20 protein-coding genes are annotated in these 21,900 nt (G+C 53.7%); 14 read left to right on the top strand and 6 right to left on the bottom strand.

The genetic code is table 11. The annotated features are described in order from the left end of the window. Positions 1-9: 9 nt before the first annotated feature. On the bottom strand, positions 10-918 hold the full coding sequence (locus BZK41_RS06745; RefSeq protein WP_008785262.1) for a LysR substrate-binding domain-containing protein: 909 nt from the start codon (positions 916-918) through the stop codon (positions 10-12). A gap of 126 nt (positions 919-1,044) precedes the next feature. On the opposite strand from BZK41_RS06745, the gene BZK41_RS06740 reads away from it, so the two are divergent. The 6 genes from BZK41_RS06740 to dusC all read left to right on the top strand — a co-directional run bounded on the left by BZK41_RS06740 (position 1,045) and on the right by dusC (position 7,042). Further along, positions 1,045-2,403 carry an aromatic acid/H+ symport family MFS transporter gene (locus BZK41_RS06740; protein ID WP_079937625.1) on the top strand — a complete coding sequence of 453 codons (1,359 nt, stop codon included), beginning with the start codon at positions 1,045-1,047 and terminating at the stop codon, positions 2,401-2,403. A gap of 11 nt (positions 2,404-2,414) precedes the next feature. Beyond that, the gene (gtdA, locus tag BZK41_RS06735) at positions 2,415-3,452 is read left to right on the top strand and encodes a gentisate 1,2-dioxygenase (protein WP_079937624.1); all 1,038 of its coding nucleotides are present in this window, start codon (positions 2,415-2,417) and stop codon (positions 3,450-3,452) included. Positions 3,453-3,467: 15 nt separating this feature from the next. After that, on the top strand, positions 3,468-4,169 hold the full coding sequence (locus BZK41_RS06730) for a fumarylacetoacetate hydrolase family protein (RefSeq protein ID WP_079937623.1): 702 nt from the start codon (positions 3,468-3,470) through the stop codon (positions 4,167-4,169). An 8-nt stretch (positions 4,170-4,177) separates the two neighbouring features. Then, complete coding sequence (maiA, locus tag BZK41_RS06725) at positions 4,178-4,822, top strand: maleylacetoacetate isomerase (protein ID WP_079937622.1); 645 nt, start codon at positions 4,178-4,180, stop codon at positions 4,820-4,822. 14 nt (positions 4,823-4,836) lie between these two features. Next, the gene (locus BZK41_RS06720; RefSeq protein ID WP_079937621.1) at positions 4,837-6,030 is read left to right on the top strand and encodes a 3-hydroxybenzoate 6-monooxygenase; all 1,194 of its coding nucleotides are present in this window, start codon (positions 4,837-4,839) and stop codon (positions 6,028-6,030) included. A 61-nt stretch (positions 6,031-6,091) separates the two neighbouring features. Next, positions 6,092-7,042 (top strand): tRNA dihydrouridine(16) synthase DusC, encoded by a 951-nt coding sequence (dusC, locus tag BZK41_RS06715; RefSeq protein ID WP_079937620.1) that lies wholly within the window; start codon positions 6,092-6,094, stop codon positions 7,040-7,042. Positions 7,043-7,504: 462 nt separating this feature from the next. Here dusC and BZK41_RS06710 read toward each other — a convergent pair whose 3' ends face one another. Then, on the bottom strand, positions 7,505-8,239 hold the full coding sequence (locus tag BZK41_RS06710) for a class I SAM-dependent methyltransferase (RefSeq protein WP_079937619.1): 735 nt from the start codon (positions 8,237-8,239) through the stop codon (positions 7,505-7,507). Positions 8,240-8,408: 169 nt separating this feature from the next. Here BZK41_RS06710 and mdtQ point away from each other — a divergent pair, with 169 nt between their 5' ends. Next, the gene (gene mdtQ / locus BZK41_RS06705) at positions 8,409-9,848 is read left to right on the top strand and encodes a multidrug resistance outer membrane protein MdtQ (protein WP_079937618.1); all 1,440 of its coding nucleotides are present in this window, start codon (positions 8,409-8,411) and stop codon (positions 9,846-9,848) included. Between the two features lie 17 nt (positions 9,849-9,865). Here the strand turns inward: mdtQ and BZK41_RS06700 are convergent, their stop codons facing one another. Beyond that, entirely contained in the window at positions 9,866-10,453 is a 588-nt protein-coding gene (locus tag BZK41_RS06700; RefSeq protein WP_079937617.1) for a DedA family protein, read from the bottom strand. Positions 10,454-10,694: 241 nt separating this feature from the next. Here BZK41_RS06700 and BZK41_RS06695 point away from each other — a divergent pair, with 241 nt between their 5' ends. Both BZK41_RS06695 and pbpG read left to right on the top strand, forming a co-directional pair. Beyond that, positions 10,695-11,282: a Yip1 family protein gene (locus tag BZK41_RS06695; protein WP_003840142.1), complete on the top strand. Its 588-nt coding sequence runs from the start codon at positions 10,695-10,697 to the stop codon at positions 11,280-11,282. Between the two features lie 180 nt (positions 11,283-11,462). Then, positions 11,463-12,410, top strand: coding sequence for a D-alanyl-D-alanine endopeptidase (gene pbpG, locus BZK41_RS06685; protein ID WP_079937616.1), 948 nt, complete (start codon positions 11,463-11,465; stop codon positions 12,408-12,410). 100 nt (positions 12,411-12,510) lie between these two features. Here the strand turns inward: pbpG and dld are convergent, their stop codons facing one another. Then, on the bottom strand, positions 12,511-14,220 hold the full coding sequence (gene dld, locus BZK41_RS06680; protein WP_079937615.1) for a D-lactate dehydrogenase: 1,710 nt from the start codon (positions 14,218-14,220) through the stop codon (positions 12,511-12,513). A gap of 232 nt (positions 14,221-14,452) precedes the next feature. Here dld and bglX point away from each other — a divergent pair, with 232 nt between their 5' ends. The 5 genes from bglX (at position 14,453) to BZK41_RS06655 (ending at position 20,736) form a co-directional block, all read left to right on the top strand. Next, positions 14,453-16,750, top strand: a complete 2,298-nt coding sequence (gene bglX, locus BZK41_RS06675; RefSeq protein WP_079937614.1) for a beta-glucosidase BglX — start codon at positions 14,453-14,455, stop codon at positions 16,748-16,750. A 231-nt stretch (positions 16,751-16,981) separates the two neighbouring features. Further along, a complete protein-coding gene (locus BZK41_RS06670) occupies positions 16,982-17,899 on the top strand; it encodes an ABC transporter substrate-binding protein (RefSeq protein WP_079937613.1) in 918 nt (305 codons plus the stop codon). 15 nt (positions 17,900-17,914) lie between these two features. Continuing rightward, positions 17,915-19,081 carry an ABC transporter permease gene (locus BZK41_RS06665; protein WP_079937724.1) on the top strand — a complete coding sequence of 389 codons (1,167 nt, stop codon included), beginning with the start codon at positions 17,915-17,917 and terminating at the stop codon, positions 19,079-19,081. Beyond that, positions 19,074-20,021: an ABC transporter ATP-binding protein gene (locus tag BZK41_RS06660; RefSeq protein ID WP_079937612.1), complete on the top strand. Its 948-nt coding sequence runs from the start codon at positions 19,074-19,076 to the stop codon at positions 20,019-20,021. Before BZK41_RS06665 ends, BZK41_RS06660 begins: the two co-directional genes overlap by 8 nt. After that, positions 20,005-20,736, top strand: coding sequence for an ABC transporter permease (locus tag BZK41_RS06655; protein ID WP_079937611.1), 732 nt, complete (start codon positions 20,005-20,007; stop codon positions 20,734-20,736). Before BZK41_RS06660 ends, BZK41_RS06655 begins: the two co-directional genes overlap by 17 nt. On the opposite strand, the gene BZK41_RS06650 is transcribed toward BZK41_RS06655, so the two are convergent. Both BZK41_RS06650 and mlrA read right to left on the bottom strand, forming a co-directional pair. Continuing rightward, the gene (locus BZK41_RS06650) at positions 20,717-20,824 is read right to left on the bottom strand and encodes a protein YohO (RefSeq protein ID WP_003027354.1); all 108 of its coding nucleotides are present in this window, start codon (positions 20,822-20,824) and stop codon (positions 20,717-20,719) included. The genes BZK41_RS06655 and BZK41_RS06650 overlap by 20 nt on opposite strands. A gap of 259 nt (positions 20,825-21,083) precedes the next feature. After that, positions 21,084-21,815 carry an HTH-type transcriptional regulator MlrA gene (gene mlrA, locus BZK41_RS06640; RefSeq protein ID WP_079937610.1) on the bottom strand — a complete coding sequence of 244 codons (732 nt, stop codon included), beginning with the start codon at positions 21,813-21,815 and terminating at the stop codon, positions 21,084-21,086. Positions 21,816-21,900 lie beyond the last annotated feature (85 nt).

Raw genomic sequence — 21,900 nt, 5'->3', positions numbered from 1 at the left:
CTCTCCGCGCTAAACTTGTGCCAGGTAGTACAGAAAACGATTCAGGGCGGTAGTAGGCGTTTCGTTGTTGCGCCAGAATACGCCGACGCTGCCTTTTTGTTCAATCTTCGGCAGATTCAGGATCGCCAGTTGTCCCTGGGCGGCATACCGTTGTGCCAGGCGTAGAGAAAGAATAGAGATCATATCGCTACTTTGCAGCAGGTTGGTACTGACGTTGATCGATGCCGATTCAATGATGTTTTCCGGCAACATGACGCCGTTATCAACCAGTGCGTTATCAATGCTTATCCGGATAGGGGTTCCTGTCGGCCAGACAATCCAGCGCCAGTTCGCCAGATCGTGCCATGTGAGCAGGGGATATTTTGCCAGGGGGTGGTCGGGACGGGCGACGAAACACACTGGCTCGGTATACAGCACCTGATAATTGAGCGGCAGCTGAAGAGCCCGACCGCCGACGCGACCGACGACGACATCCACCGAACCCGCGAGCAGATCGTGCAGCAGCGGGGTCATCACTTTCTCTTCGATATTAAGATGCAGGGTTGGCAGTTCTGTGAGCAAACCCAGTATTGCCTGTGAAACACAGTCGGTCGCTACCGGCGAGCAGCCAATCTTCAGACTCCCTACAAGACCGCCTTGCTTAAAACGGGCGATTTCATACTGCGAACGCTCCATATCATTGATCAGGCGTTGGGCATGTTGCAGTAGCAGCTTGCCGCCTTCGGAAGGACGCAAGCCTTTACTGTGACGTTCAAAGAGCGTGATGCCAATCTCATCTTCGAGCTGTGATAACCATTTCGACAACGCGGGCTGGGTGATATTCATCATTCGGGCGACGTGCGTCAGATTTCCCTGTTCGCCCAGTGCGATAAGCGTTTGCAGGTGTTGCAACTTCAGTTTCTGCGCCCAGTTTGCCATTTGCTATAACCTCCAGGTTATGCCTCTGCATGAAAAGCCATTGTACATTTCATCTCCAAACATACAAAGTCGCAACATACCTAAAACAAAACAGACATCTACTCTACCTGCACTGAGGCATTCACTATGACTCAACAACGTGATCTACAAGCACTGATCGATTCCGCCCCCGTCGGTAAGACACAGTGGCGCGTTATCATCTGCTGTTTTCTGGTTGTCATGCTCGACGGATTTGATACTGCGGCGATTGGTTTTATCGCACCCGACATTCGTACTCACTGGCAACTGACTGCCGGCGATCTGGCACCGCTGTTTGGCGCAGGTCTGCTGGGGCTGACCGCTGGCGCGCTGCTCTGTGGCCCGCTGTCTGACCGTTTTGGCCGTAAACGGGTGATAGAACTCTGCGTGGCATTGTTCGGTGCGCTAAGTCTGATATCGGCTTTTTCACCCGATCTACAAACGCTGGTTATTTTGCGCTTCCTGACCGGTTTAGGTCTGGGCGGCGCAATGCCAAATACCATCACCATGACGTCTGAATATCTCCCAGCGCGTCGGCGCGGGGCACTGGTCACCATGATGTTCTGTGGTTTTACTCTGGGCTCGGCAATGGGCGGGATTGTCAGCGCGCAGTTGGTGCCGGTGATTGGCTGGCACGGCATCCTGGTGCTGGGAGGCGTTCTACCGCTGATGCTGTTTGTGGCCCTGCTGTTTGCGCTACCGGAATCCCCACGCTGGCAGGTTCGTCGTCAGCTGCCGCAAAACGTGATTGCCAGAACCGTCAGTGCCATCACCCAGGAACGTTATGAGAATACCCATTTTTATCTCAACGAGGGTACCGCAATTGCTAAAGGCAGCATTCGCCAACTGTTCGTTGGGCGACAGCTGCCTATTACCCTGATGCTATGGGTAGTGTTCTTTATGAGCCTGCTGATTATTTATCTGCTCTCCAGCTGGATGCCAACGTTGCTTAACCATCGTGGAATTGACCTGCAGCATGCCTCCTGGGTAACTGCCGCCTTCCAGATTGGAGGAACGCTGGGGGCGCTGGCGCTGGGCGTGCTGATGGATAAATACAATCCTTTCCGCGTGCTGGCCGTGAGTTATGCGCTGGGCGCGGTATGCATCGTCATGATTGGCCTGAGCGAGAACGGCTTGTGGCTGATGGCGCTGGCAATTTTTGGCACCGGCATCGGCATCAGCGGTTCTCAGGTTGGTCTTAATGCGTTAACCGCCACGCTTTATCCGACGCAAAGTCGGGCGACGGGCGTCAGCTGGTCTAATGCAGTGGGACGCTGCGGCGCGATTGTCGGCTCGCTTTCCGGCGGCGTGATGATGGCGATGAATTTCTCATTCGATAACCTGTTTTTCATTATTGCCGTCCCGGCGGCCATCAGCGCGGTAATGCTTACGCTGCTGACGGTTGTTATCCGCCAGTCGGCCTCTGCCTCAAATACTCTGCCTCGCGCAGGTGTTGTGAATGAATAAGGAGAATCCCTATGTCTGAACTGAATCAGGATGTTAAGAACAGCCGTCAGCAGTTTTACCAGCATATTTCCGGGCAGAATCTGACCCCGCTGTGGGAGTCACTGCACCGCCTGGTGCCGCCAACACCGAACGCACATTGCGCGCCAGCGTACTGGAACTATCAGGAAATCCGCCCGCTGCTGCTGGAAAGTGGCGATCTGATTGGCGCGAAAGAGGCGATTCGCCGCGTGCTGGTGCTGGAAAACCCCATGCTGCGCGGACAGTCTTCAATCACCCCAACGCTGTACGCGGGATTGCAGTTAATTATGCCGGGCGAGGTTGCGCCGAGTCATCGTCATAATCAGTCTGCGCTGCGTTTTATTGTCGAAGGGAAAGGGGCATTTACCGCCGTGGACGGTGAGCGCACCCAAATGCATGAAGGCGATTTTATTCTGACGCCGCAGTGGCGCTGGCACGATCATGGTAACCCTGGCAGTGAACCGGTGGTGTGGCTGGATGGTTTGGATCTGCCGTTGGTGAACCTGCTGGGCTGCGGCTTTGCGGAAGACTACCCGGAAGATCAGCAGCCGGTCACGCGTAAGGAAGGGGATTACTTACCGCGCTACGCGGCCAATATGCTGCCGCTGCGTCATCAGAAAGGTAACTCATCGCCGATTTTTAACTATCGCTACGATCGCAGCCGTGAAGCTCTGCATGACCTGACCCGCATGGGCGACGCCGATGAGTGGGACGGTTTCAAGATGCGTTACGTCAACCCGGTAACCGGCGGTTATCCCATGCCTTCGATGGGAACCTTCCTGCAACTGTTGCCGCAGGGCTTCTCCTCACGAATCGCGCGTACCACCGACAGCACTATCTACCACGTGGTGGAGGGAAGTGGGCAGGTCACCATCGGTAACGAAACCTTCAACTTTTCGCCAAAAGATATCTTTGTGGTACCGACCTGGCACGGCGTGTCGTTCCAGACCCACGAAGATACCGTCTTATTCAGTTTTTCGGACAGACCGGTTCAGGAAGCACTGGGGTTGTTCCGCGAAGCACGCTATTAATTTGGGAGAGAGAAAATGACGCAATATGTATTTGAACCACAAGCGCCGGTTACCGTTCCAGTAGTTGGCAGTGCTGAACAGTTTCCTGTGCGCCGCGTTTACTGTGTGGGCCGTAACTATGCCGCTCATGCGCGTGAAATGGGCTTTGATCCAGATCGCGAACCACCGTTCTTCTTCTGTAAACCTGCCGATGCGGTGGTCCCGGTGGCGGCTGGTCAGATCCTTGAACTGCCATACCCATCGCAGACCGATAACTATCACTATGAGATAGAGCTGGTGGTGGCTATTGGCAAAAAGGGCAGCGATATTCCGCTGGAAAAAGCGCACGAATATATCTGGGGCTATGCCACCGGTCTGGATATGACCCGCCGTGACCGGCAGATGGAGATGCGCCAGATGGGGCGTCCGTGGGAAATCGGCAAAGCGTTTGATCTCTCCGCGCCCATCGCGCCGCTGCATAAAGCCAGCGAAAGTGTGGATGTTAACCATGCGCCAATCTGGTTGCAGGTCAACGGCGACGATCATCAGCGTAGCGATATTCGCCACCTCATCTGGTCTGTGAATGAAACTATTAGCTATCTGTCTGGTTTTTTCGAACTGCAGCCGGGCGATCTGATCTACACCGGTACACCCGAAGGCGTGGGGGCGGTAGTGAAAGGGGATGTGATCACCGGAAACGTAGACGGTTTAACCCCCATCGCCGTGAAGATTGTCTGAGGTGGATAATGAAGCTGTACAGTTTCTTTAATAGCTCCGCGTCATATCGGGTGCGCATTGCGCTGGCGCTGAAGGGGCTAGATTACCAGACGGTGGGCGTCAATATTCGCATCGGTCAGCAGAACGAACTGGCCTACCGGCGAATGAATCCGGTGGGACTGGTGCCGACGCTGGTGACCGATGACGGAGAATCACTCGGGCAGTCGCTGGCGATAACCGACTGGCTGGATGGCCACTTTCCGCAGTCGCCGCTGCTGCCTGCTGATTTCCCGGCGCGCAGTAAGGTGCTGGAAATTGTCTATGCCATCGCCTGTGATATCCACCCGGTCAATAACATGCGGGTGCTGCGCTACCTGAGCGAAGAGTTAAAGATTAGCGAAGAAGATAAAAAACGCTGGTATGCGCACTGGATCCAGCAAGGGTTAAGCGCGGTGGAACAGATGCTGCGCCAGAGTCATTCGGGGAAGTTCTGCGTGGGTGATGCGCCGACGCTGGCGGATTGCTGTCTGATCCCACAGTGGGCGAACGCGTTACGTATGGGCTGCGATCTGAGCGGATATCCGCGCTGTAAGGCGGTATATGATGCCTGTACTCAGCTTCCGGCGTTTATCGCCGCCGCGCCCGAGAATCAACAAGACAAAATTCCAGCCTGATAAGGAGAACGACAATGGCTAAAGTGACACGCGCAATTATCGTGGGGGGCGGGATTGGCGGCGCGGCGACCGCGCTATCGCTGGCCCGTCAGGGCATTAAAGTGATGTTGCTGGAGAAAGCGCACGAGATTGGTGAAATTGGCGCGGGTATTCAGCTCGGACCGAACGCGTTCTCTGCTCTGGACAGCCTTGGCGTAGGGGAAATCGCCCGTCAGCGCGCCGTTTTTACCGACCACATCACGATGATGGATGCGGTAAATGCGAAAGAGGTGGTGCGCATTGAAACCGGGCAGGCGTTCCGCGATCACTTTGGCGGTCCTTATGCGGTTATCCATCGGGTTGATATTCACGCCAGCGTTTGGGAAGCGGCGCTGGTGCATCCTAACGTTGAGTATCGCACCTCAACTAACGTGGTTGATATTCGCCAGACAGATAATGACGTGACGGTATTTGACGAGCACGGCAACAGCTGGACGGCGGATATTTTGGTGGGCTGTGACGGTGTGAAATCGGTTGTTCGTCAGTCTCTGATTGGCGATGCTCCGCGGGTTACCGGGCACGTGGTCTATCGCGCCGTGATTGATTGCGATGATATGCCGGAAGATTTGCGCATTAACGCACCGGTGCTGTGGGCTGGGCCGCACTGTCACCTGGTGCACTACCCGCTGCGCGGCGGCAAGCAGTACAACCTGGTGGTGACTTTCCACAGTCGTCAGCAGGAGGAGTGGGGCGTGAAGGATGGCAGCAAAGAGGAAGTGCTCTCCTATTTTGCGGGCATTCATCCTCGTCCGCGTCAGATGCTGGATAAGCCGACGTCATGGCGGCGCTGGTCCACCGCCGACCGCGAGCCGGTAGATAAATGGGGTAGCGATCGTATAACACTGGTGGGGGACGCCGCACATCCGGTGGCGCAGTATATGGCGCAGGGTGCCTGTATGGCGCTGGAAGATGCCGTCACGCTCGGTAAAGCGCTACAGCAGTGTGATGGCGAAGCGGCTGATGCCTTTGCGCTGTATGAGTCGGTGCGTATTCCGCGTACCGCGCGAATTGTCTGGTCGACGCGTGAAATGGGCCGTGTCTACCACGCCGCGGGCGTCGAGCGTCAGGTGCGTAATCTGCTGTGGAAAGACAAATCGCAGGCGGAGTTTTATCGTGGTATGGAATGGCTGTACGGCTGGAAAGAAGATAACTGCCTGTTGCCGCGCTGAGCCTCTTTAATCTCCCGAACGGAGGCGCTACCATAGCGCCTCTTTTTTTGCGGGTGACGATATGCGTGTTTTACTGGCGCCGATGGAAGGCGTGCTCGACTCACTGGTGCGCGAGCTGCTGACTGAAGTGAATGATTACGATCTGTGCATCACCGAGTTTGTGCGCGTGGTGGATCAGCTCCTGCCGGCAAAAGTATTTCATCGGCTCTGCCCGGAACTGCATAACCAGAGCCGGACGCCATCCGGCACGTTGGTTCGCATTCAGCTGTTAGGACAGTATCCGCAGTGGCTGGCGGAAAACGCCGCGCGCGCGGTAGAACTGGGCTCGTACGGTGTCGATCTGAACTGCGGTTGTCCGTCGAAACTGGTGAACGGCAGCGGCGGTGGCGCAACGTTATTGAAAGATCCTGAGCTTATCTACCAGGGCGCAAAAGCTATGCGCGAGGTGGTTCCGGCGCATCTCCCGGTGACGGTGAAAGTGCGTCTGGGCTGGGATAACAGCGATCGGCAGTTTGAAATTGCCGACGCCGTCCAGCAGGCTGGTGCCAGCGAACTGGCGGTGCATGGCCGAACCAAAGAGCAGGGCTACAAGGCGGAACATATCAACTGGCAGGCGATTGGCGAGATCCGCCAGCGACTGACTATTCCGGTTATCGCGAATGGCGAAATCTGGGACTGGCAGAGCGCCCAGGATTGTATGGCCATCAGCGGATGCGATGCGGTGATGATCGGACGTGGCGCATTAAATATTCCAAACCTGAGCCGCGTGGTGAAATACAACGAGCCGCGTATGCCGTGGCCTGAAGTCGTGACGCTGTTGCAAAAATATACCCGCCTTGAAAAGCAGGGGGACACCGGGCTGTATCATGTAGCGCGGATTAAGCAGTGGTTAGGGTACTTGCGGAAAGAATATTCAGAGGCAACCGCACTTTTTCAGGAAATTCGTGCGTTAAACAATTCGCCGGATATCGCGCGGGCGATTCAGGCTATCGATGTAGCCCAATTGCATTAACAAATGAACCGGCCACCGGAGTGGAAGTTCCTGTCAGTTAAGAATTATTGAGAACATATGATTCTTGCTCAAGGTTCCGTTCACCTCAGCGGTGTCATTTCTCTGAAGCGCAGATACCTGTGAACGTGCAAGGGAGGCTCGCCGCCACCTCCCTTGCAACCCAGGCTCCCGGCGGGATTGTTAAGGGTACGGCGATAGTACCCTTAACACGTTCACAGGCAGTATCGTTTCAGAGAAGTGAAAAACATAAGGTGAACGTAGCAATACACCGGAGGCAACAAATTCATTACTACCGGAGTAATCTTTTTTTAAAAAATCATCTTAAACACGCCTGTTACCACCAATAGCCCAATCAGAAAAATAATCAGAATTACCCACAGCAGAATTTTCATTAACTTTCCTTTTTTTGGTAAATTCAGATTGAGTATAGGAAAGTATTAATCATTCTGCCTGGAGGCGCAGTTATGCCGGTTTACGTGCGCTGAGCAGAAACACCATCGGCCGTTCTTTTTCTTCATCTAACGCCGGGTTTTCAGCAATCTGTTGCGCAGACGGTCCCCATTCATCGACACAAACGATATCGAATCCGGCCCCAATCAGCGCATTAATCCAGGTCGCCAGCTTACGGTGCTGTTTTTTGACGCCTTCAGCAAACCAGTTACTGATGCGCTCACCTTCCTGCTGATAATGATTAACCGGCCAGGACAGTTGCCCGGTTTTATCTTTTATCCAGCCCTGTTTAAGCGGTGCGGTATAAATGGGATGTTCGGCAGAGAAAACCAACATGCCGCCTGGTGTTAATGACTGGTAAATGGTTACGAATAATCGTTCTATATCGTGCAAATAGTGCAGGGCAAGCGAGCTATAAACCAGGTCAAACGAATTTGGGGACAGGGTTAGCGTTTCGAGATCTTCACGCTGATAAACGATGCCATTACCCTGCGTCATACTGTGCGCCTGGGTTAACATCTTTTGTGAAATATCCAGTCCCATTACGCTGGCTGCCTGATTATCGCGAGCGTAGCGGCAAAACCAACCATATCCACAGCCCAAATCAAGAATGTTTTTGCCTTGAAGAGAGGGGAGCATCGCTTGTAGTGTCGGCCATTCTGGCGCGCCGTCGAGTCCCTTTACTGAACGATCCAGCGTGGCATATCCGGCAAAGAACTCAGGGTCGTCATAGATATTCTGTGACATAACATCTCCATCCATTAATTATTAAAATTATTTAATCTATATTATTCATAGGGTGTATATTTTTCTGATTATATATTTTTATTGCCAAAGATGTATTGCCACGCGTAACTAAAAAAGCAACAGCGACAAGTCGTAATCTCTGCACATCTTTTCTTACCTGTATATCTCCATGAATCGTAATTCTGTGTTTGTCACGACGGCATTGTTGCCGCTTTTTGTTCTGATGGCAGGCTGCGCGCCTATGCATGATGACCGCCAGTCTCTGTCACAGCAGACCCCTGCTGCGAATGTCGATACCACATTGCCTGCCGCGTTAAAAAATGGCTGGCCGGACAGCCAGTGGTGGAAGGCATATCACGACCCCCAGCTTAATGCGTTGATTGACAGCACGTTGCGAAATTCTCCTGATATGCAGGTCGCGGAACAGCGCATACAACTGGCGGAGGCGCAGGCTAAGGCCGTGGAAGCGCAGGATGGCCCGGAGATCGACTTCTCCGCAGACGTTGAGCGTCAGAAAATGTCAGCCGAAGGACTGATGGGACCGTTTGCCCTTACCGATCCCGCAGCCGGAACAACGGGGCCGTGGTATACCAACGGAACCTTTGGTTTAACAGCTGGCTGGAATCTGGATCTGTGGGGTAAGAATCGGGCTGAAGTGACGGCGCGTATTGGGGCCGTTAAGGCGCGTGAGGCTGAGCGCGAGCAAACCCGGCAGCTGCTGGCGAGTGGTGTCTCCCGTCTTTACTGGGAATGGCAGACGCAGGCGGCGCTGAAAACCGTACTGACGCAAATCGAAACCGAGCAGCAAAATGTGATAACCGTCGATCGTCAGCTGTATCAAAATGGTCTTACGTCTTCGGTGGAAGGCGTTGAAACCGATATTGATTCCAGCAAAACAGAGCAGCAGTTGAATGATGTCAGCGGCAAAATGAAGGTAATCGAGGCGCGCTTAAGCGCGTTGAGCAACTCGCAGTCCGTCGCCCTGAAGCTCCATTCGACCAAACTGCCCGTGGTTGAAAGCCAGCTCCCATCCCAGTTAGGTTATTCGCTACTGGCCCGCCGACCGGATTTACAGGCGGCGCACTGGTACATTGAGTCATCGCTGAGCAGCATTGATGCGGCGAAAGCGGCGTTTTATCCCGATGTGAATCTGATGGCATTTTTACAACAGGATGCGTTACATCTGAGTGACCTGTTCCGCCATTCCGCGCAGCAAATGGGCGTAACCGCCGGGCTGACGCTGCCTATCTTTGACAGCGGCAGGCTGAACGCGAATCTCGATATTACGAAAGCGCAAAGCAACCTGACGGTGGCGAATTACAACAAAGCTGTGGTGGATGCGGTGAATGACGTGGCACGTGCTGCATCCCAGGTGGAAACACTGGCGCAGAAGAATCAGCATCAGCAGCAGATTGAGCATGACGCACAACGCGTAGTGGGGCTGGCGCAGGCGCGCTTTAATGCGGGTATTATTGCGGGCTCCAGGGTCAGTGAGGCAAAGATCCCGGCATTACGTGAGCAGTGCAACGGTCTGCTTTTACAAGGGCAATGGCTGGATGCCTCAATCCAGTTAACCAGCGCGCTGGGCGGCGGTTATCACGCATCCTGATTGTTAGGCCCGCGGTGTTAAGCTGTCGGGCCATCTTCCTTGCGTTTACGTGCGCTTCGATGTTTCATCCACCAGCGGACACCCGCGACAATCCCGATAACCAGCACCAGCCAGATACCATGCTTGATATGCTGGTCAAGACTGTGCAGCCATGGCGCTATCACTTCACCCCCGACGTAGCCCAGAGTGGTAAATAACGATGCCCAGACAAGCGCGCCAAGAATATTCAGCGGTAAAAAAATCTTTGGCGGCAGATGACTGGCGCCGATCAGTAAAGGGCCTATAACGCGAAAACCGTACATAAAGCGCGTCCCGACCACAAACAGGTATGGACGTCGTTGGATCATTTTCTGCGCATAATCAATTTTCGCCTGATGGCGCGAGAAACGACGCAGAATTTTGCCGCCAAAACGACGTCCGAGTAAATAAAGTAACTGATCGCCAATCATCCCGCCCAGCGCGACCGAGAGTACCACCAGAGGAAATTTCAGCACGCCCTGATGTGCCGCCACGCCGCCTAACAGGGTAATGGTTTCGCCCTCCGCCAGACTGCCGATGATTAACGCAGCATAGCCGTATTGCGCAACATAATGATTTATATCCATACGATTGTATGACCTCCACTGCTAATAGCATACACCCTAAGATTATTTGATGCCGGAAAAGCCGCGTAGTCGCGCTTAACGTCGTTCAGCTCTCCAATGCCTGATGGCGCTTCGCTTATCAGGCCTACGGCTTACACACTTTTTACCCGGCGTTTCGGTATTTTTCCTGTGTACATAAAATAATCAAAAGCTGAATTATACTTGAAGTGTTGAGGTCCGGAGCTGACAAGAAGGGGGCGGTATGAACCATGTCTGGGGGCTGTTTTCCCATCCCGATCGTGAAATGCACGTGATCAACAGCGAAAACGAAAGCGTTTCGCATCACTATACCCACCATGTACTGCTGATGGCGGCAATCCCGGTTGTTTGCGCGTTTATCGGCACCACGCAAATCGGCTGGAATTTTGGCGATGGCAATATCCTGAAGTTATCTCTGTTGACCGGATTTGCGATGGCAATTCTGTTTTACGGGGTGATGCTGGCAGGCGTCGCCGTCATGGGCCGGGTTATCTGGTGGATGGCGCGAAATTATCCGCAGCGTCCGTCGCTGGCGCATTGTATGGTGTTTGCCGGATATGTCGCGACGCCGCTGTTTTTAAGCGGACTGGTCGCACTTTATCCGCTGGTCTGGCTGTGCGCATTGGTGGGAACCATCGCGCTGTTTTACACCGGCTATTTGCTTTATCTCGGCATACCGACATTCCTGAATATCACTCGTGAGGAAGGGTTAAGTTTTTCCAGTTCAACGCTGGCGATCGGGGTGCTGGTCCTGGAAGTTTTGCTGGCTATTACGGTAATCCTGTGGGGTTACGGCTATCGGTTATTCTGACGGATAAACCTGCCAGCGCTGCGTTGTTGACGTAAAAGTCAGCAACGCAGCATTTCGAGACGATTCTCCTGTGGCGGCAAACCTGCCGGATCGCTATGATGCCTGAGCTAGCTTGAGATAATACTTAGTCTCAGGCGGTGTGCGTTGTGACGTGCGTGAATCATTATCAGAAATCTCATCATGCTGAAATTCCGAGTTTCATTATTAAGCCTTGCCCTGGTGCTGGCCGTTCCTTTTGCACCCCAAGCCGTGGCTAAAACGGCAACTACCGCAGCGGCTTCTCAACCTGAGATAGCGTCCGGTAGCGCGATGATTGTTGATCTGAATACCAACAAAGTTATCTATTCGAACCACCCGGACCTTGTGCGTCCGATTGCGTCGATTACCAAATTAATGACGGCGATGGTGGTGCTTGATGCGCGGCTGCCGCTGAATGAAAAGCTGAAAGTTGATATCAGTCAGACGCCGGAAATGAAAGGTATCTACTCCCGTGTGCGACTGAACAGTGAAATTAGCCGTAAAGACATGCTGCTGCTGGCGCTGATGTCATCAGAAAACCGCGCGGCGGCGAGCCTGGCGCATCATTATCCGGGCGGGTATAACGCGTTTATTAAAGCCATGAATGCCAAAGCGAAAGCGCTCGGCATGACTCAGACACGCTTTGTGGAACCGACTGGCTTATCGATTCATAACGTCTCGACCGCCCGTGATTTAACCAAGCTGCTGATCGCCAGCAAGCAGTATCCGCTGATTGGCCAGTTAAGCACCACGCGTGAGGATATGGCGACCTTTGCCAACCCGGCTTATACGCTGCCATTCCGTAACACCAACCATCTGGTGTATCGCGATAACTGGAATATTCAATTAACCAAAACCGGATTTACCAATGCGGCAGGCCACTGCCTGGTGATGCGCACCGTGATCAATAACAAACCAGTGGCGCTGGTAGTGATGGATGCGTTCGGTAAATATACCCACTTTGCCGATGCCAGCCGTTTACGCACCTGGATCGAAACGGGCAAGGTGATGCCGGTTCCGGCGGCGGCGTTGAGCTATAAAAAGCAAAAAGCGGCGCAGATGGCTGCGGCGGGTTCAGCGACGAGCGAGCAAACTGCACAAAACGATTAAATAAGACACCTTATCCGGCATACACATAGCTAATGTAGCGGTAGGCCGGGCAAGCGAAGCGCCCCCGGCAACATGCCTGGTGGCGCTTATTTTTTCTGGTTTACGACTCTTTCCAGAACTTTTGCTTACTCGTTTTACCAATACCCGGATTCATGCTGTTAGTGGGATCATTCTCACGGTAAAAACGGGTTAAGGTTTCCGGTGCTTTATACAGATGTCCGACGTTGTGCTCTGCCGGATACTGTGCTCCGCGCTCGTGCAGAAGCGCCAGCATCTGCTCTTTCAGCGCATGCGCATCCACGCCTTTTTTCACGATGTAATCCTGATGGAAGACATAGCACATAAAGTGGCCGTAATAGAGTTTGTGCACCAGTTGGCTGTCGATCTCTGCAGGCAGATGCTCGTACCATTCGGTGTCGTTACGGCGCAGCGCGATATCCAGTGCCAGAATATCTTCCACTTCATCGGCATGTACGGCCTGATAACGGATCGCCGCGCCAGCCGCCGCAAAGCGATGCAAAAACGCCTTGCTACCTTCTTCTGGGGTACAGGCAAAGAAGTCGCCTTCAGCGGTTTTGAAAAACTCGCTTAGCCAGTTTTGCGCTTCAGCCACGCCGCCACCGGCCATTTTTAACAGCAGGTGATGTTCGTACTTATCGCGCCAGCTTTTCATGCGCGCGGGTAAGTGGCTGGGGAACAAATGACCAAATTTCTGCATTGCCCGGTCGGTAAAGTGCGGACGGAAAATTTTCACTTTTTCCAGCATCGCATCGGTGCGACCTTTCAGGGTGAAGAAGAACGGCATTTTGTCGGTGCCGAGCTTGTCGATCATCAGAAACGTATCTTTGCCGTATTGCTCTGCGATGTCATAAATATCGCGGTGCATGTATTCACCGGCGACCGGCAGATGCTCAAATTTTGCCAAAATATGACGGCGGATCTCCGTCAGCACCTCTGGCTGGTTGGTACCGATGTAAAAGACCTGCTGGTTTTTTTCGGCTTCGAAGGTGTCCAGACGCACCGCAAAAACTGCGAGTTTGCCTGCACAACCGGATGATTCAAACAACCGATCCGGGTCGGCGTTATAGCGAGCGGGCGTGTCCGCCTCAATATCTCTGACGCGGGTAACGTAGTCGTGATCGTGTGCATGACGCCCATCGTGGCGCACATCGTCATCTTTGATCCGCTCATCATCAAGTTTGCTAAGGATCTGTTCCGGGGTCTGGCCCAGTTCGATACCCAGATGGTTAACCAGCTGTAATTTGCCCTGTTCGTCAATACGCGCAAACAGCGACATTTCCGTGTATGCCGGACCGCGCTGTACCAGCGAGCCGCCGGAGTTGTTACAAATACCGCCAATCACTGAAGCGCCGATACAGGAAGAACCAATCACTGAATGCGGCTCACGGCCAAACGGTTTGAGCGCTTTTTCCAGCGAATAGAGTGTGGTGCCTGGATAGGCCAGCACCTGTTCGCCTTTGCCAATGACGTGCAGCTTATCAAGGCGCAGGGTGCTGATAATGACAATCTCACGGTCGTAATCATTACCGCTCGGCGTAGATCCTTCGGTCAGGCCAGTGTTGGCGGCCTGCATCAGGATAATTTTATCTGCGGCGACGCAAGCGTTGAGGACGCGCCACAGTTCTAAAAGCGAGCCAGGGAACACCACGGCGAGCGCATCACCCTGACCGGAACGGAATCCCTTGCGATAACGGGCAGTTTTAGCAGGTTCAGTGAGCAGGTGCGAATGACCTACCAGACGGGTCAGTTCATTCAGGAAAGCTTTATTATCTGTTGTAATGGAAGACATTCTCCACTCCTTGTGGTGGGACTCAATATCAGGAACAAGCATAGCGCTTTGTATGACAATACGCTTTCTCATTCATATTGTCTCTGGGTCGTCCTCTACTGATTCGCGCTGGTTTTGAAAATTAGGAGAATAACCTTAGCTTTCTTTATCGCTCCCGTTTAGTCTTACGGCAAACTGCGGTTTTTGTTATATTTTCGCGGCCTCGTCGGGAAAGAATAAAGAGAGAATCAACATGAAATGGCTATGTTCTGTAGGTGTCGCGGTGAGTCTGGCGTTGCAACCAGCGCTGGCGGACACGCTGTTTGGTAACCATCCGCTGACGCCAGAAGCGCGGGATGCATTCGTTACCGATTTACTTAAGCAGATGACCGTGGATGAGAAAATTGGGCAACTACGCTTGATAAGCGTCGGGCCTGATAACCCGAAAGAAGCCATCCGCGAGATGATCAAAGACGGGCAGGTTGGGGCAATTTTTAACACCGTCACGCGCCAGGATATCCGCAAAATGCAGGATCAGGTGATGGAGCTCAGCCGCCTGAAAATTCCTCTCTTTTTTGCCTACGACGTATTGCACGGCCAGCGTACCGTGTTCCCGATAAGTCTCGGCCTGGCGTCCTCTTTTAATCTCGATGCGGTCAGAACCGTTGGCCGTATTTCCGCGTATGAAGCCGCTGATGATGGTCTGAATATGACCTGGGCGCCAATGGTCGATGTCTCTCGCGATCCGCGCTGGGGCCGTGCTTCAGAAGGTTTTGGTGAAGACACGTATTTAACGGCTACGATGGGTAAAACCATGGTGGAAGCGATGCAGGGTAAAAGCCCGGCGGATCGCTATTCGGTGATGACCAGCGTCAAGCACTTCGCCGCCTATGGCGCGGTTGAAGGTGGCAAGGAATATAACACCGTCGATATGAGCCCACAGCGTCTGTTCAACGACTATATGCCGCCGTATAAAGCCGGGCTGGATGCTGGTAGCGGTGCTGTAATGGTAGGACTTAATTCGCTAAATGGTACGCCTGCAACCTCAGATGCCTGGCTGCTAAAAGACGTGCTGCGTGATGAGTGGGGCTTTAAGGGCATCACCGTTTCCGATCACGGTGCGATCAAAGAGTTGATTAAGCACGGTACAGCCTCCGATCCTGAGGATGCGGTACGTGTGGCGATCAAGTCCGGCATCAACATGAGTATGAGCGATGAGTATTACAGCAAATACCTGCCGGGCTTGATTAAATCCGGCAAAGTGACGATGGCGGAGCTGGACGACGCCGCGCGCCACGTGCTTAACGTGAAATATGATATGGGGCTGTTTAACGATCCCTACAGCCATCTGGGGGCCAAAGAGTCTGACCCGCAGGACACCAACGCGGAAAGTCGTTTGCATCGCAAAGAGGCGCGTGAAGTAGCACGTGAAAGCCTGGTGCTGCTGAAAAATCGTCTGGAAACGTTACCGCTGAAAAAATCAGCTACCGTGGCGGTCGTCGGTCCGCTGGCTGACAGCAAGCGTGATGTGATGGGCAGTTGGTCCGCCGCCGGTGTTGCCGATCAGTCGGTAACGGTACTGACGGGGATTAAAAACGCCGTCGGCGATCAGGGCAAAGTGCTGTACGCCAAAGGGGCGAATATCACCAACGACAAAGGGATTGTTGATTTCCTCAACCTGTATGAAGAAGCGGTGAAGGTTGACCCTCGTTCGCCGCAGGCGATGATCGATGAAGCCGTAAAAGCAGCGAAGCAATCTGATGTGGTTGTCGCGGTAGTCGGTGAAGCGCAGGGCATGGCGCATGAAGCCTCCAGCCGTACCGATATCACCATTCCGCAAAGTCAGCGTGACCTGATTGCCGCGCTGAAAGCCACGGGTAAACCGCTGGTTCTGGTGCTGATGAACGGGCGTCCGCTGGCGCTGGTGAAGGAAGATCAACAGGCCGATGCGATCCTCGAAACCTGGTTTGCCGGGACGGAAGGCGGTAACGCCATCGCCGATGTGCTGTTTGGTGATTACAACCCGTCAGGCAAGCTGCCGATGTCTTTCCCGCGCTCTGTTGGACAGATCCCGGTCTATTACAGCCACCTCAATACCGGTCGTCCGTACAACGCAGATAAGCCGAACAAGTACACGTCGCGCTACTTTGATGAAGCGAATGGGCCACTGTATCCCTTTGGCTACGGCCTGAGCTACACCACGTTCACGGTTTCTGATGTGAAGCTCTCTTCTCCAACGATGAAGCGTGACGGAACCGTGACGGCCAGCGTGCAGGTGACCAATACCGGCAAGCGCGAAGGTGCAACGGTGATTCAGATGTATTTGCAGGATGTGACCGCCTCCATGAGTCGTCCGGTAAAACAGCTGAAAGGCTTTGAGAAAGTGAATCTTAAGCCTGGTGAAACCCAGACCATCAGCTTCCCGATTGACATTGAAGCGCTCAAATTCTGGAACCAGCATATGAAATACGATGCAGAGCCTGGCAAGTTTAACGTCTTTATCGGTGTGGATTCCGCCAGAGTGAAGCAGGGCGAATTCGAACTGCTTTAATTGACGAGTAAAGCCATGCATCAGGCCTGATGGCGCAATGCTTATCAGGCCGACTAAATCGTATCATCCGGCAAATTCACATTGGGTTTGCCGGATTTTTTTATTTTATTATCGCCTTACCGCTAATAACTCTCAGCGTTACCACCCAATAGCCAGGTTAAGGCTTGATTTTTCGACTATGCTTTTTCCTCAAGTCTCTGAAAAGGGCCGCAAAAGGATGAGGAGTACAGCATGATAATCTCAAAAGTATCGGTGGGTTCGCTGGTGCTGTTAGCCGCGGTAAGCCTGCCCTTACAGGCCGCGTCACCCGTCACGGTCGGTTCAAAAATAGATACCGAAGGGGCGCTGCTCGGCAACATTATTTTGCAGGTGCTCGAAAGCCATGGCGTGAAAACCGTCAATAAAGTACAGCTGGGTACCACCCCAGTGGTGCGCGGGGCAATCACCTCCGGTGAGCTGGATATTTATCCGGAATATACCGGTAATGGCGCATTCTTTTTTAAAGATGAAAATGATCCCGCGTGGAAAAATGCGCAGGCCGGATTCGAGAAAGTGAAAAAGCTGGACGCAGAGCAAAATAAGCTGGTCTGGCTAACGCCTGCTCCTGCCAACAATACCTGGACCATTGCAGTACGCCAGGATATCGCGCAAAAGAACAAGCTTGAGTCCCTTGCTGATTTAGGCCGTTACCTGAAGGACGGGGGAACGTTCAAACTTGCCGCCTCTGCTGAATTTATCGAACGGGCTGACGCGCTGCCTGCGTTTGAAAAAGCCTATGATTTCAAACTGAATCAAAATCAGCTGTTGTCGCTGGCGGGGGGGGATACCGCGGTGACGATTAAAGCGGCGGCGCAGCAGACTTCTGGCGTTAATGCGGCGATGGCTTATGGCACCGATGGCCCGGTTGCGGCGCTCGGTCTGCAAACTTTAAGCGATCCGAAAGGCGTCCAGCCCATTTATGCGCCAGCACCCGTCGTGCGTGAATCGGTGCTGAAAGACTACCCGCAAATGGGAGAATGGCTACAACCGGTTTTTGCCAGCCTGGATGAAAAAACGTTGCAGCAGCTGAATGCCAGTATTGCCGTGGAGGGGCTGGATGCGAAAAAAGTCGCAGCAGACTACCTGAAGCAAAAAGGATGGGTGAAGTAACGGAGTTTGCAGCAGGTGGGTGTTTTGTCAAAGATTTCAGTTAATCGGGTGCTGTTGTTACTGGTACTTCTTACTTTTGCTGCGGCAGCGCTGCCTTTCATCAGCTATGCGCCCAATCGTTTGGTTTCCGGCGAAGGGCGTCAACTTTGGGATATCCGACCCGACATGGCGTGGGGATTGGCAGTGGCCTGCTTGCTGCTGTTTCTTCTGTGCTTTGTACCGGGAAAGCCCGGCAATATATTGACGCTTGTTATTAGCCAGTTGTTGGTGATTGCGGCGCTGGTAACCGCAGGAACAACGGCAACGTACCTGGCCCAGACGGGTAGCCCTCTGGCCAGAACCAGCCTGGGCAGCGGGTTCTGGTTGGGACTGGGACTGATGCTGCTGGCCGCCAGTGACGCCATTCGTCGCATCACCGAACAGGCATCATGGCGTTGGCTATTGCACGCGCAAATTTTCATTTTGCCGCTGGTGCTTTTGTTCTCTGGCACGTTTAACGATCTTTCCCTGCTTAAAGAGTATGCTAACCGCCAGGATGTTTTTTACGACGCCCTGGCACAGCACCTGACAATTCTGTTCGCTACCGTGGTGCCCGCACTCGTGATTGGCGTGCCGTTGGGCATCTGGTGTGCTTTCTCTGTCGCCCGTCAGGGACCGGTTTTTGCGGTACTGAATATCATCCAAACCATTCCCTCCGTCGCGCTGTTTGGCCTGTTAATTGCGCCCCTTGCCGGGCTGGTGAAGCACTTTCCTTTGTTGGGTTCGCTCGGCGTTGCCGGAACCGGCCTGACGCCTGCGCTTATTGCGTTAGTGCTGTATGCGCTCTTGCCGCTGGTTCGTGGCGTAGTAGCTGGGTTGAATCAGGTACCGCGGGATGTGCTGGAAAGCGCCCGGGCGATGGGGATGAGTGCACGACAGCGATTTGTCTCGGTGCAGTTCCCGCTGGCATTGCCGGTCTTCTTGCGCAGTTTACGGGTAGTGATGGTGCAAACGGTGGGAATGGCGGTGATTGCTGCGCTGATTGGCGCAGGGGGATTTGGCGCGCTGGTCTTTCAGGGATTGCTCAGTAGCGCCGTCGATTTAGTGTTGCTGGGCGTGATCCCGGTTGTAGTACTGGCAGTATTGATTGATGCGCTGTTTGATTTAGGGCTCGCGCTGTTGAAGGTAACAAACAATGATTGAATTTCGCCATGTCAGTAAAACCTATGGTCAGCAAACAGCCGTTGACGACCTTAACCTGCGGTTGGGGGAGGGCAGCTTTTCTGTGTTAATTGGCACGTCGGGTTCCGGGAAATCCACCACGCTGAAAATGATCAATCGGCTGGTAGAACATGACCGCGGACAGATCCGCTTTGCCGGGGAAGAGATCCGCAGCCTGCCGGTGCTGGAGTTAAGGCGGCGCATGGGATACGCGATTCAGTCTATTGGCTTGTTTCCCCACTGGACCGTCGCGCAGAACATCGCCACGGTGCCGCAGCTACAAAAGTGGTCGCGTTCACGTATTGATGACCGAACAGACGAACTGATGGCGCTGCTGGGTCTTGAGGAAAGTTTGCGCCATCGTTATCCGCATCAGCTGTCTGGCGGGCAACAGCAGCGGGTCGGGGTTGCTCGCGCACTGGCGGCAGATCCGCAGGTACTGCTGATGGATGAGCCTTTTGGCGCGCTGGATCCGGTCACCCGCGGTGCGCTGCAGCAGGAGATGACGCGTATTCACCGTTTGCTTGGGCGTACCATTGTGCTGGTGACGCATGATATCGACGAGGCGCTAAGGCTGGCGGAGCATCTGGTGTTGATGGATGCAGGAAAGGTTGTGCAGCAAGGCACGCCGCTGTCGATGCTCACTGCGCCAGCGAATGATTTTGTGCAAACCTTTTTTGGCCGCAGTGAACTGGGCGTACGGCTGCTGTCGCTGCGCACGGTAGGCGATTTTATCCGTCGCGACGAACACTCTGACGGCGAACCGCTGGTGGATGAGATGACGCTTCGTGATGCGTTGTCGGTGTTTGTGGCGCGTGGCTGCGACGTTTTACCGGTCGTGACGCCGCAGGGTTTGTCCTGCGGGACGCTTCATTTTCACGATTTGCTTTCGGAGATGCCGACCCGTGAAACGTCTTGCTGATCCACTGCTGTGGCTTGTTGCGTTGTTTCTGATCCTGTTGGTTGGATTGCCTCACAGTCAGACCTTGTTTAGTTCGCTGTTTCCTGAGCTGCCACGTCCCGTGTATCAGCAGGAAAGTTTCACGGCGCTGGCTTTGAGTCATTTTACACTGGTGGGGATTTCAAGCCTTATCGCGGTATTCATTGGCACCGGGGCCGGAATAGCGGTAACCCGGCCCTGGGGCGTGGAATTCCGGCCGATGGTGGAAACCATCGCCGCCGTGGGGCAGACCTTTCCGCCAGTTGCGGTGTTGGCGATCGCTGTACCGGTGATGGGATTTGGTCCTGAACCGGCAATTATTGCGCTGATTCTGTATGGCGTATTACCGATCTTGCAGGCAACGCTGGCGGGACTCGGCGGAATTTCACCCAGCGTGATGGATATTGCCAGCGGAATGGGAATGAGTCAGGGGCAGCGGCTGCGTAAAGTCGAGTTGCCGCTGGCGGCCCCGGTGATTCTGGCCGGGATTCGCACGTCGGTGATTATTAATATCGGCACTGCAACCATCGCCTCAACCGTTGGCGCGAACACGCTGGGTACGCCGATTATTATCGGGCTAAGTGGGTTCAATACCGCCTATGTGATTCAGGGGGCGCTGCTGGTCGCGCTGGCGGCGGTAATTGTCGACCGCGGGTTTGAGAAATTAGCGAGACATCTTACCCGGCACGTAAAATAAAGGTATAGCCTGCCAGCATGACACCGCCAATACCGCCGATGGCCATCAGCAGGAAGAGGGTGATAACACCGATTTTAGCTGCGCTCATTATGCACTCCTTATGTGAATTCAAGGATTGTACACGTTTGTTAATAGAATATTAAGAGCCTGGATCATTAGGCGTTATTGGCGCAGACAGTTTGAACACGGCCAGCGCGGAAGAACCGGAGCGTACACGTAGTACGTGAGGATTATTCGCTACGCTCACCCTCCGGGCCGCCCTAAAGGGCGTTCAAAACTCTCTGAGTGTTGTCTGAGCACTGCCCAGGTTCGAAATGGCAAGCAAAATAGCCCTAATGGGCCAGGCTCTAAATACCGAGTGGATAAATATCGTGACCTAACGCGCGCCATTCCGTTAGCTGTTGCTGCTGAGCGGGCGTTTGGTTCTCGCCGCACCAGACAAGCAAGGTGCGACCTTCAAACAGCTCCGGTCGCAGCTGGTTCAGCGAATGGGCAAGGACGTCAATGCGCCATCCCTGCTGGCTGGCGACCCAACCTTCCAGCCATAAGCGGGTCGTATCCTGAATGTTCCAGCCAACCACCAGAGCATCTTTCCCCTGTTTCTTGCGTGCAGAGGCCAGACAAATCGCAATGTAGTTGATCAGTACGCCGTCGAGGATCCCCAGTAACGCCTGGAGGATCGGCTGCTGACATTGCAGGCGTCGGCGTAACGGAATGAACAAATGGGTGTTGAGCGTTTGCGCGGGATAATCCTGGCCACGCTCTTTGATCCACAGTCTGAGGCTATGCAGATTATTACTTTGCAAATAGCTCAACAGCGTTTCTTGTTGTTCACGCCAACCGTTATGCACATCAATGCTCTCATTGCTGAGCAACATTTTAACCTTGCTGACCTGGACACCGTTGTTTATCCAGCGTTTTATCTCGCGGATCTGGTCGATATCCGCATCGTTAAACAGGCGATGCCCGCCGTCTGTCCGCTGCGGTTTAAGTAATCCGTAACGCCTCTGCCACGCGCGTAAAGTGACAGGGTTGATATCACAAAGCAAAGCCACTTCACCTATTGTGTAAAGCGCCATCGTCGTCTCACTCTTGCTCGCGAGGTCCCAGTTTTACTTTAGACGCTCTTTTGCGAACCAGGTAGTTTTGTCTGTTTTTTGATCT

Origin of the sequence: Citrobacter sp. A316 (assembly GCF_002042945.1) — a bacterium.
Taxonomy (GTDB): domain Bacteria; phylum Pseudomonadota; class Gammaproteobacteria; order Enterobacterales; family Enterobacteriaceae; genus Citrobacter; species Citrobacter portucalensis.
The sequence above is the reverse complement of the archived record's forward strand: the minus strand, read 5'-3'. Positions and strand labels throughout refer to the sequence as shown.

What these genes read in the sequence shown, in the direction of transcription:
- BZK41_RS06745 (WP_008785262.1), bottom strand. Translation starts at nt 918, where the DNA reads ATGGCAAACTGGGCGCAGAAACTGAAGTTGCAACACCTGCAAACGCTT.
- BZK41_RS06740 (WP_079937625.1), top strand. Translation starts at nt 1,045, where the DNA reads ATGACTCAACAACGTGATCTACAAGCACTGATCGATTCCGCCCCCGTC.
- gtdA (WP_079937624.1), top strand. Translation starts at nt 2,415, where the DNA reads ATGTCTGAACTGAATCAGGATGTTAAGAACAGCCGTCAGCAGTTTTAC.
- BZK41_RS06730 (WP_079937623.1), top strand. Translation starts at nt 3,468, where the DNA reads ATGACGCAATATGTATTTGAACCACAAGCGCCGGTTACCGTTCCAGTA.
- maiA (WP_079937622.1), top strand. Translation starts at nt 4,178, where the DNA reads ATGAAGCTGTACAGTTTCTTTAATAGCTCCGCGTCATATCGGGTGCGC.
- BZK41_RS06720 (WP_079937621.1), top strand. Translation starts at nt 4,837, where the DNA reads ATGGCTAAAGTGACACGCGCAATTATCGTGGGGGGCGGGATTGGCGGC.
- dusC (WP_079937620.1), top strand. Translation starts at nt 6,092, where the DNA reads ATGCGTGTTTTACTGGCGCCGATGGAAGGCGTGCTCGACTCACTGGTG.
- BZK41_RS06710 (WP_079937619.1), bottom strand. Translation starts at nt 8,239, where the DNA reads ATGTCACAGAATATCTATGACGACCCTGAGTTCTTTGCCGGATATGCC.
- mdtQ (WP_079937618.1), top strand. Translation starts at nt 8,409, where the DNA reads ATGAATCGTAATTCTGTGTTTGTCACGACGGCATTGTTGCCGCTTTTT.
- BZK41_RS06700 (WP_079937617.1), bottom strand. Translation starts at nt 10,453, where the DNA reads ATGGATATAAATCATTATGTTGCGCAATACGGCTATGCTGCGTTAATC.
- BZK41_RS06695 (WP_003840142.1), top strand. Translation starts at nt 10,695, where the DNA reads ATGAACCATGTCTGGGGGCTGTTTTCCCATCCCGATCGTGAAATGCAC.
- pbpG (WP_079937616.1), top strand. Translation starts at nt 11,463, where the DNA reads ATGCTGAAATTCCGAGTTTCATTATTAAGCCTTGCCCTGGTGCTGGCC.
- dld (WP_079937615.1), bottom strand. Translation starts at nt 14,220, where the DNA reads ATGTCTTCCATTACAACAGATAATAAAGCTTTCCTGAATGAACTGACC.
- bglX (WP_079937614.1), top strand. Translation starts at nt 14,453, where the DNA reads ATGAAATGGCTATGTTCTGTAGGTGTCGCGGTGAGTCTGGCGTTGCAA.
- BZK41_RS06670 (WP_079937613.1), top strand. Translation starts at nt 16,982, where the DNA reads ATGATAATCTCAAAAGTATCGGTGGGTTCGCTGGTGCTGTTAGCCGCG.
- BZK41_RS06660 (WP_079937612.1), top strand. Translation starts at nt 19,074, where the DNA reads ATGATTGAATTTCGCCATGTCAGTAAAACCTATGGTCAGCAAACAGCC.
- BZK41_RS06650 (WP_003027354.1), bottom strand. Translation starts at nt 20,824, where the DNA reads ATGAGCGCAGCTAAAATCGGTGTTATCACCCTCTTCCTGCTGATGGCC.
- mlrA (WP_079937610.1), bottom strand. Translation starts at nt 21,815, where the DNA reads ATGGCGCTTTACACAATAGGTGAAGTGGCTTTGCTTTGTGATATCAAC.